Below are 9316 nucleotides of genomic sequence, written 5' to 3'. Positions count from 1 at the left end.
CGGCGAGGTGGAGGGTCATTCTCTCACCGCTGCCGGAAAGGGCGGTATCAGACTGGAAGCGGTCATTCATCGATGATCAACAATTATTCTGGGGTTATAGCCCTACGGGCCAGTTGCAAGCCCATGGCGCGAGGCGGATCAGATGAAGCTCCACGTTGAGTACGAACAGGAAGAAGACGGGCGTTGGATAGCTGAGATACCGGAACTGCCTGGCGTCATGTGTTATGGCGTGTCGCGTAACGATGCGGCGGCCAAGGTGGAGGCCCTGGCGCTGAGGGCCATAGCCGAGCGCCTCGATGAAGGTGAAATGGCGGCTTGCCCTATCACTATCGAGATACTGGAACGTGCTCAGGCATGAGCCAATGGCCTTCTTTGAAAGCGCGGCTGGTCTTGGCCGCACTTCTCCGGATTGGTTGGCGCGTTAAACGACAGACAGGATCGCATCGAACGCTTACCAGACCGAACTGGCCGGACGTGGTGTTTGCGTTTCACGACGGGGAAGAAATCGGCCCGAAGATGCTGGCACGGATTGCTAAGCAGACCGGCCTATCTCCGGAGGACTTGCGGTGATCTCTATCGTTTTCTCTCAAAACAGCGCCTACTCGGTAGGCGGAGAACCCAGCAAAACCAGGCTGTTCGCCCAGCCGGAGTTAGTGCCCACCAGACAGAATGATGTAAAAGGTCTGTTGTAATTTTACCGGGATCCGGAAGCTAGCACGGATAGCCCTTTTCCGGAATAAAACGGTATCACAGGAATCTTGTAAAGAGACTCTAAGGAAGCTCTGCACAGGCTGAACTGATAGAATGGGAAGGTACACACAAGGTAGGAGGCGGTCATGGTGGGTCAGATTACTTGAACATTGAGGCTGGATAGATGCCTAAAAGCACTGTAAACGACGCACAACGCCGTCGATATATTGCAAATATGACGGCCGTAAACGCGGCACTTTCTCTAATAATAGGTATGGTCTTTTTCGTTCCGTCAATGTTGAGTGCGGGAACACATATTCCTATAACCATTCATCCAAATCCAACTATATACATACCATCATGGTTATTTATTATCCAGATTGTTGATTACTTCTTGCTTCTTTCTCTGTGGCGAGATTTCTACAAGATGGACAAGCATTCTGCTGGATACAGAATCATCAATTGGCATATAGCGATGATGACAATTATCATTGTTGGATTAAACCAGGTCATGCCATTTATTGCTCTTGGCAATCATGACGCACTATATAATTTTATAGGTAATGCCAACATGGCAGCTGCGGGATATGGATTTTTGTTCTGGGCAATGTTCAACAATAGGAAAACCAGCAAGTATCTTTTCGGCGGACAAAAAAATGGCCAGGTCTGATTTTTATCAATCGCCAGTATTGCCAAAAAAGTTAACAGACAATATCACAAAGCTTTTAATCCCATTTATTTTTACGATAATCTTTTTACCAATGATTATTCCAGAAGAAGGCTATCCTAATTTTATCGTCAGAGCAGCGACATTTTGTTCGCATTATATCACAGCAATTTCAGTTTTTTCGCGGGGATCGTTTTCTCCTGAACTATCTCTTGTCGTTGGACTTATATCATGGATCCTGATAATTTTTGCTAGTCTTCTGGTCATCGTGATGAACCTATCCGGATGCAACAGAAAAACATGTATGAACCTTAATGAACAATTTCCTGAGCTGATATCTGGTTTAAGTGTAAGCCAGTTATTATATTCATCAGCAGTTTTAACTTTATTCCTCTTGATTATCGTTCTTCCAAATTTTTCATGGTTTCCAAAACTCCCGCTTGGCTTTATCAGCGGTAGAGGTTTGTCTCAATATTCACTTCTCCACAGCTATGGCGGCTCATCCAACCTGATAAACGATATGTTTGTTCAATTGTACTACAATAGATTTGGACTGGGTGTAGTGTATGGGTACATTTCTTTTCTGTCAATTGGAATTATTTATTTCGTTACAGCTATTCTCAGAACAGTGGTGTGTAAAACAATAATTTATTTTGGTAAGAAATAGCTCGGAGTTAGGCGGTTTAAATTTTATAAAGCAACACTGAATGTCAAAACCGGCCGTTTTGGAGAGGCATCAAATGGTGACAATCGCTATGAGGAGAATGAACGAGTTGCGATTCTCGAAAACCGCTCTCGCAACGATACCGACGGTTTGGTCCCTGATGACGAGCTTCGAGAATACGATGGTCAACCTCCTGCTGGACGACTGCTTCCGCTGTATTGCCGCCCTTTCTGAGTCCAGATCCTCCACGGTCTGGCACACCAGGCTACAGAGCGATGATCCCAGGCAGCAACAGTATTATTAAGCCATGTAGAGTGACCTGACATGCCGGCACAAGATCGTATCTATCCAAAAAGAGCAATGCTGGCCCGAGTCGGACAGCTCACCGAATTAAACCTTCAAGGCTTAGATTTCGGCATCCTCGTGGGCTACGGATCGCTAATTTTTTTTGCGCGAACTCTGCCCCAGCGAGCTCTAGGGCCGTTTCCTTGTCGCGGACCTGGCACAGTCTATGGGCATAGCCGGATTCATCGACCTGAAGGGCCGTGTGGTGATAGGGACGGACGATTTCGGGCATGGCACGACTCCGTCACGCAAACGGGCATGATACTAGAGGGCTGGCTGGAAACTTTTAACCGTTAGGTCACGGGCTCGATTCCTGTTGCCGGCAGCAAAAAATCTTGACCACGGGATTCCGCCTGCCGATCCATCAACGCGACAGCCGCCACAAGCCATAAGCGAAGGTGAGCCAGGCGAAGATGAGCGCGCTGCCGCCGATGGGGGCAAAGATGGCCCAGCCCTGTTGGCCAGTGACACTCAGAAGATAGAGAGCACCCGAGAAAGATACGACGCCGAGGAACATGAGGATGGCCGCGAGGCACAGGCTGCGGCGTCGACCCCACTGGGCAATGGCAAAACCCGCCAGCACGAGGCCGATACCCTGAAAGATCTGAAAGCGATTGGCGATATCGTAGGTGTGCAGGCGCGCTGCGGAGACCTCTCCCGCCACCAGGTGATCACCGGCGGCCGCGAGAATCACGGCCAAAGCGCAGAGGAATGCTCCGAGCGCGGCAAACTGCAAGCCACGCCGCCTATCGGCAAGCCGGACCGGGTCTTCGATCATGGTCACGCCCTCATTGGAAAAGCCCTGATCATCCCATAAATATGGTCTGTGAACGAGTTTACCGTGCCTGTGCTATGCTTGCGCACGATTGCAGCGACACCGTCCGCGTCGCGATCGCTCGGTCGCAGACTCCGGAATTCGCGGCAGGACCTCGGGAAAAGGATAACAGTACAGCGTCGAGAGGGTCAGCATGACACACCGTATTGCCATATTGGGCGGCTCCGGCTTCGTCGGACGCCACCTCGCTGAAAAGCTCTGCAAGGACGGACACTCGGTCCGTATTCTCACCCGTCGCCGTGAGCGCCACCGCGAAGATCTGCTGGTCCTGCCCGGCCTGGAACTCATCGAGGCCGATATCTTCGATCCCATGAGCCTGGAGAGCCAGCTGCGCGATCGAGACGTGGTCGTCAACCTGGTGGGGATTCTGAACGAGGATCGTCCCGGGCGGCAGGATCTCCCTCCGGCTCGCCACGGCGATTTCGAGCGGGTGCACATCGAGCTGCCGCGCCTGGTGGCCAATACCTGCGGACGCCTCGGGGTTCCGCGGCTGCTGCACATGAGCGCCCTGGGTGCCAGTCCCATTGCGCCCAGCGCCTATCTGCGCTCCAAAGGACTGGGCGAGGAGATCGTGCGTCAGGCCGGTGAGGACAGCGCGAGCCTCGGCCACTTTACCTACCTCAATGGCCCCAAATTGCTCTGGGGACGGGGACTCAAGGTCACGAGCTTCCGCCCCTCGGTGATCTTTGGCGAGGGAGATAGCTTCTTCAATCGCTTTGCCGATCTGCTGCGGAAGGTGCCCTTCGTCATTCCCCTGGCCAAGGCGCAGGCCAAGATGCAGCCGGTGTGGGTGGAAGATGTGGTCAGCGCCTTCGTGCTCGCCATGGACGACGAGAGAACCTACGGCCAGGCGTACGACCTGTGTGGTCCCGAAGTATTCACCTTGGGAGAATTGGTGCGCTACACCCAGAGCCAGATCGGCACGCACCGCGCCATCATCGGTCTCCCCGACTTCATCGCCGAGCTGCAGGCCAGCGTCATGGAGCGTCTGCCGGGTAAATTGCTGACCCGCGACAACCTGCGCTCTCTGTCTGTGGACAACGTCTGCCGTCGCAACGATCTGAAGGAGGTGTTCGGTATCGACGCCACGCCCATCGCCAGTGTGGTACCGAATTACTTGGGCAACAAGGGCAACCGCGCTGCGCGTCTGGCGGAGATCCGTCAGCGCCGCTGAGAACACTCAGTGCCGGGTGGGCTGCGGTTGCTGCCCGGATGCGTCCAGACCGAGGACGCTACGGTCCTCGGCGCTGAGTTCACGGTCTAGCGCCGCCAGGCCCGCCGCTGCCCGGGCGTCGCCCTGGGCAGCGGCTGCGCGGAAGAGTTCGTAGGCATAGACGAGATTGCGGGGTAGCCCCTGCCCCTGATAGAAGAGCAGCCCGAGATTGAACTGGGCCTGGGCATCGCCTTGGTCGGCGGCAGCGCTGTACCATTTGGCGGCCTCCAGCAGATCGGGTGCAACCCCCCGGCCCTCGGCATAGCGCACGCCCATGTTGAACTGCGCCACGGGATCGCCCGCCAGAGCCCGCTGCCGCAGGGCCTCCAGATCATCCCGGAGACCAGCCAACTCCAATAGGTCCAGATGCTTCTCGTCCCAATCCATCCGTCCCACCTCCTTCACGGAGACTTCAGCGCTCGCTGGGCGCCCACCGACCATCGCCAGGGTCGCGCCCCAGCCCCCAGGCCGCCAGTTGCTGCGGATCTTGCAGAGACCAGACCGCGCGGTGCAAGGTCAACATGGACTGCCTGTCGCTCAGGATAAGGTTCCGCTCCCGTCGACTCAAGCACCCGGGACCCTCGGCCAAGGCCTTGTGCACCAGTCCGGCACACCGTCCCCACAGACCACTGCGATCGCGCTGCAAAGCACTGTGCAGAGCATTGAAGCGGGGATCGACAACGGCCTCCACAAAGGCATCACCGGCAAAGCGGGGCAGCGCATGGGCGACACCAGCGTCCAGATCCAGCAGTTCCCGCGGCCGCTGTACCTCCTCCGGGATCAGGAAAAGGCCGTGGGCACGTGCCCAGCGGCCCCAGGATGGCCGACTAGTCCAGGCGGCCAGAGGCACGGCCAGAGCGAGGCCGCCTACCACCGGCAAGAGCCAGAGGAAGTGCCAGCCACCCACAAAGGGGTAAACGAGGGCGGCGACACCGACTCCCGCTGCCGTGCACCAGCCAAAGGTCTGCCAAGCCGTAGTCCAACTGGTCTCGGCATCCTCCCGCACCTGGGCACCCCACTGTACGCTGCGCCCACGCAGGGTCTGAATCACGAACAGACTGTGAAAGACCATCCGTACCGGCGCCATGAGGATGGAAAAGACGCTTTCCAGGACCATGCTGAGGAGCAATCGGGGCAGACCGCCAAACTGTCGCCCCGCACCGCGCCAAGCAATCCAGAGCACGGCCAGGAGCTTGGGTCCAAGCAGGAAGAGGACGGTGATACCGATCAGCCACAGCGGCAGGGGATCACCGTCGCCGGAACCCGTCCAGGCGAGAGGATCGGCAAGGCTGCCCTGTCGCCACATCTGCCAGGACGCGAGCGCGCCGAGACAGAGAAAGAGCCCCCACAGGGGTGCTGCGAGAAAGGACATGGCCCCGTTGATGAACAGGAAACGATGGGCCGACTGCAGCCCCTCACCCGCCAAGAGGCGCAGATGCTGCAGATTCCCCTGCGCCCAGCGACGATCGCGCTTGAGGTCATCGAGCAGGGTCGGGGGTACCTCCTCGTAGCTGCCACCAAGCTCCGGCAGGAACCAGACCTCCCAGCCGGCTCGCGCCATGAGCGCCGCCTCGACAAAGTCATGGCTGAGGAGTGCGCCGCCGAGGGGAGCCTTGCCCGGCAGTACCGGCAGGGCACAGAATTCCGTAAAGGGTGCGGTGCGAATCATGGCATTATGGCCGATGTAGTGGCCGTCACCCAGCTGCCAGAAACGAAGGCCGGCGCTGAAGAGCGGGCCGTAGAGCTGCTGGGCAAACTGCTGCAGCCGCGCATAGAGGGTTTCGCGGTTCACCGCCACGGGATTGGTCTGGAGGATACCCACCTGCGGGTTCCCCTCCATCATCTCCAGCATCTGGTAGAGGGTCTCACCACTCATGACGCTATCGGCGTCCAGCACCACCATGTACTCGAAGGCCTTGCCCCAGCGCCGGCAGAAATCGGCGACATTGCCGCTCTTGGCCTTGTTGTTGACGGGGCGACGACGGTAGTGGATGCGCCCAAAGGCGTCCAACTGCTGACACAGGGTTGACCAAGCTAGCTCTTCTCGCAGCCAGACGGCCGGGTCGCGGGTGTCGCTGAGGATAAAGAACTCGAAATACTGCAGAGCCCCCGCCCGTTCCAGGGAGCGATAGGTCGCCTGCAACCCCGCAGCAACTCGTGCCACATCCTCGTTATAGATGGGCATGAGAACGGCCACCCGGGTTCCAGGGCGTGGCGCTTGACGGCGGGCCTCCGGCGCTCCCGGGACGGTGTCGCCTCGCGCACGCACCAGCAACAGGAAGCCCACGACCGCCGTCCAGAACCCGGCCGAAATCCAGGCAAAGAGCAGGACGAAGACGGTCAGGGTCAGAATTTCCAGGCCAAGCGGCAGGTCATTGACCAAGAAGTGATGCAGCACCAGTCCCAGAATGGCGGCGGGCAGCACGATGAGCGCCGTCAACCAGCGTCGGCGACTCTGGCTGAAACGCTGCCACAGGGGGCTGGTGGCACTCATCAACGGATCTCCCCGCTCAGGGCTGGACGCACCCGCGTCTTACCTTGGCCGACACGCAGGCGTTGCCAGAGCCGCCCGAACAGAGCGCGCCAGGAGCGCCGCATGGGCAGGGAGGCCATGGTCTGCCGCTGCACCGGCGGCTGCATCTGCTCCCGTAACCAACGCGATGGGCTCTTGCCCAATTCGCCGGCGCCCGCCAAAGCGGATCCCAAGGCCAGGCCGAGCCGCGCTTCCAGCTCATCACCGTCGCTCAGGGTCCCGAGGGACTGCTGCAGTTTGGCGAAAGCGAAGGAGAGCGCGCCCGCCTCGTCCATGGTGGGCGTCTGCGCCAGCTGGTTGAGCACCTGGGTGCGCAACCACAGTCGCTGGGCATCTGTCAGGGCAAGCCGCTGCAGATAGAGGTCCAGGCGCGCCAGGACCTGCCACGGCGCTGGCAAGGACTCAGCCGGCATCGGTTCCGCGAGATCCCTCGGCGCATGCTCCGGGTTGACCCCCAGATTCCAATGATCGGTATACATCACTGCCCTCCTTGTACCTCGGTACGGTGTAGTAGGTAGGTCCAGGTATTGCTCATGACCTGGCCATCGAGACTGAGAAAACAACGAACATTGCTGGGTACGCCGGCAGCAGGCTGAATCCTTGCCTTGACCCGCCAAAAATGTCCGTCCTTGTCCCACTGCAAATCCTGCGCAAGGATCTTGGCCCCATGGTCCGCCGTCAGATGCACCTGCACGGGCATGTGACCGGGAAGATCCCGCAGCGCGCCCCCAGAGAAATCGATGACGACATCGCGAATGCTGGGATCCTTGACGTCGTAACCCAGATAGGTGGCGACGGGATGACCCAGCGGAATGAGGCCGTGGTTATCCAGAAAAAAACGCAGGGTGTAGGCAAAGTGGTAAGGCTGCCCGGGCTTCGGCGCCTGCGCCGGCACCCAGAAGGCATCGATGTTGTCCATGTCCGGATTGTTGGTGGGCAGTTCTACGAGACGCACCTCGCCCTTGCCCCAATCTCCCTCGGGACTCACCCAGACGCTGGGACGCTTCTGATATTGGGTATCGATACCCTGGTAGGCGCTGAAGTCGCGGTCCTCCTGAATCAGTCCAAAACCCTGCGGGTTGTCCATGCTGTAGGTGGTGGTCTGGATATGCAGGGGGTTGGACAGGGGCCGCGTGATCCACTCGCCGTTGCCGTTGGCCATGACCAGATCGCTGGAGTCGTGCTGGGCCGGGTGCCAGTCCCCCGCCACCACGCCACGACCGTGCCCATGCCAGAACATGCTGGTCAAAGGCGCCAACTCCAGCACCTGCACCGGTTTACGCAGATAGATGGTCGACTCCACGGCTACCGTGGTGCTCTCGCCCGGGGTGATGACGAAGCGGTAGGCGCCTGTCACCACGGAACTATCCATCAGCGCATACACGGTCATGCTCTTGGCGCCGGCCTTGGGCTTGACCAGCCAGATGTGGGTGAAATACGGAAAGATCTCCCCCGAAGGCTGCACCGTATCGATACCGATACCACGCGCCGAGGTGCCATAGACCGCGTCCTTACCCACCGCACGAAAGTAGGTGCCTCCCAGGAAGGAAATGAATTCGTTGTGATAGGGCGGTGTGTTCAGCGGATAGAGCAGACGGAAACCGGCATAGCCGAGATCCGCAGGCAGACCCTGCGGGTGAAGATCGCCGAAACTGAAGTCGTCCAGACGAAAGGGTACGGGCTGCACCTGACCGTCCGCATCCACCACCGAGATCTGCTCCGGCCGATGGAAATAGGAGCCCGGCAGGTAGAACTGGGCCTGAAAGGGCAAATCGGTATCGGACCACAGGGGCTTGACGTCCTGGATCTCGGCATACTGATCGGGACTGAGGTCCTTGAGAAAGGCCGGCGTCGGCAGTGGCTCAGGATGATAAGGGGCCGCCGCCAACGCCGCCGCTTGCGCCTGCACCTGCGCAAAATCAAAGGCCGCATCGGCCTCGGCCGATGTCGCAAAACCCAGGCCGAGACCCAGGCACGCAAGGAGCCAAAGCCGAACGGATAGTCTGTAAGTAATGCTGCACGTTCTCATGGTCGGTGAATAAGCAATCAGCGTGCCATTTTATAATCGCATGTTTTATATTGTGTATTTTTGTTAATGCCCGATATTCTGTCGCTTCACCCCGACGCTTTCCCCGATTTTTGGGCGGCGATCCCCTGTGGAGTCCCGGCGACGGAGGATGCCTGCGCCCTGGAGCCTGTAAGTCCTTGCAGAGTCAGCGCTTACGCTCACACGACGGTCTTGATGCCAGGACACCGAAAGGTTCGCGGACGGAATCTTCCGGCAAAACTGTCGCTAACGGGCAACAGTGCTCCAAGACCACCATCAATAGCCGTTATGAAGCCATTGACAGAGAAAGGGGAGACAAAAG

10 protein-coding genes are annotated in these 9316 nt (G+C 58.3%); 5 read left to right on the top strand and 5 right to left on the bottom strand.

Annotation, left to right across the window (positions count from 1 at the left end):
- The first annotated feature begins 142 nt into the window (after positions 1-142).
- The 4 genes from Q0C23_RS08830 (at position 143) to Q0C23_RS08815 (ending at position 2024) form a co-directional block, all read left to right on the top strand.
- Complete coding sequence (locus Q0C23_RS08830) at positions 143-358, top strand: type II toxin-antitoxin system HicB family antitoxin (RefSeq protein ID WP_291512006.1); 216 nt, start codon at positions 143-145, stop codon at positions 356-358.
- The gene (locus tag Q0C23_RS08825) at positions 355-570 is read left to right on the top strand and encodes a type II toxin-antitoxin system HicA family toxin (protein ID WP_291512005.1); all 216 of its coding nucleotides are present in this window, start codon (positions 355-357) and stop codon (positions 568-570) included. Before Q0C23_RS08830 ends, Q0C23_RS08825 begins: the two co-directional genes overlap by 4 nt.
- A 304-nt stretch (positions 571-874) precedes the next feature.
- Positions 875-1360 (top strand): hypothetical protein, encoded by a 486-nt coding sequence (locus Q0C23_RS08820; RefSeq protein ID WP_291512004.1) that lies wholly within the window; start codon positions 875-877, stop codon positions 1358-1360.
- Positions 1347-2024 (top strand): hypothetical protein, encoded by a 678-nt coding sequence (locus Q0C23_RS08815; RefSeq protein ID WP_291512003.1) that lies wholly within the window; start codon positions 1347-1349, stop codon positions 2022-2024. The genes Q0C23_RS08820 and Q0C23_RS08815 overlap by 14 nt, the downstream gene beginning before the upstream one ends.
- A 706-nt stretch (positions 2025-2730) precedes the next feature.
- Here Q0C23_RS08815 and Q0C23_RS08810 read toward each other — a convergent pair.
- Positions 2731-3144: a DUF423 domain-containing protein gene (locus Q0C23_RS08810; RefSeq protein WP_291512002.1), complete on the bottom strand. Its 414-nt coding sequence runs from the start codon at positions 3142-3144 to the stop codon at positions 2731-2733.
- A 190-nt stretch (positions 3145-3334) separates the two neighbouring features.
- Between Q0C23_RS08810 and Q0C23_RS08805 the strand changes: the two genes are divergently transcribed.
- Positions 3335-4375 (top strand): complex I NDUFA9 subunit family protein, encoded by a 1041-nt coding sequence (locus Q0C23_RS08805; RefSeq protein ID WP_291512001.1) that lies wholly within the window; start codon positions 3335-3337, stop codon positions 4373-4375.
- A gap of 6 nt (positions 4376-4381) precedes the next feature.
- Here Q0C23_RS08805 and Q0C23_RS08800 read toward each other — a convergent pair whose 3' ends face one another.
- Genes Q0C23_RS08800 through Q0C23_RS08785 form a run of 4 tightly spaced genes read right to left on the bottom strand, consistent with a single transcriptional unit; the run spans position 4382 to position 8976 of the window.
- The gene (locus Q0C23_RS08800) at positions 4382-4801 is read right to left on the bottom strand and encodes a sel1 repeat family protein (RefSeq protein ID WP_291512000.1); all 420 of its coding nucleotides are present in this window, start codon (positions 4799-4801) and stop codon (positions 4382-4384) included.
- Between the two features lie 25 nt (positions 4802-4826).
- Positions 4827-6908, bottom strand: a complete 2082-nt coding sequence (mdoH, locus tag Q0C23_RS08795; protein ID WP_291511999.1) for a glucans biosynthesis glucosyltransferase MdoH — start codon at positions 6906-6908, stop codon at positions 4827-4829.
- Positions 6908-7426 carry a hypothetical protein gene (locus Q0C23_RS08790; protein WP_291512007.1) on the bottom strand — a complete coding sequence of 173 codons (519 nt, stop codon included), beginning with the start codon at positions 7424-7426 and terminating at the stop codon, positions 6908-6910. Before Q0C23_RS08790 ends, mdoH begins: the two co-directional genes overlap by 1 nt.
- A complete protein-coding gene (locus Q0C23_RS08785; RefSeq protein ID WP_291511998.1) occupies positions 7426-8976 on the bottom strand; it encodes a glucan biosynthesis protein in 1551 nt (516 codons plus the stop codon). Before Q0C23_RS08785 ends, Q0C23_RS08790 begins: the two co-directional genes overlap by 1 nt.
- Between the last annotated feature and the right edge of the window lie 340 nt (positions 8977-9316).

Source organism: Acidithiobacillus sp. (assembly GCF_023256195.1).
In the GTDB taxonomy this organism is placed as follows: domain Bacteria; phylum Pseudomonadota; class Gammaproteobacteria; order Acidithiobacillales; family Acidithiobacillaceae; genus Acidithiobacillus_A.
Note: the sequence above shows the minus strand (reverse complement) of the source record. Positions and strands in the feature narration are given on the sequence as shown.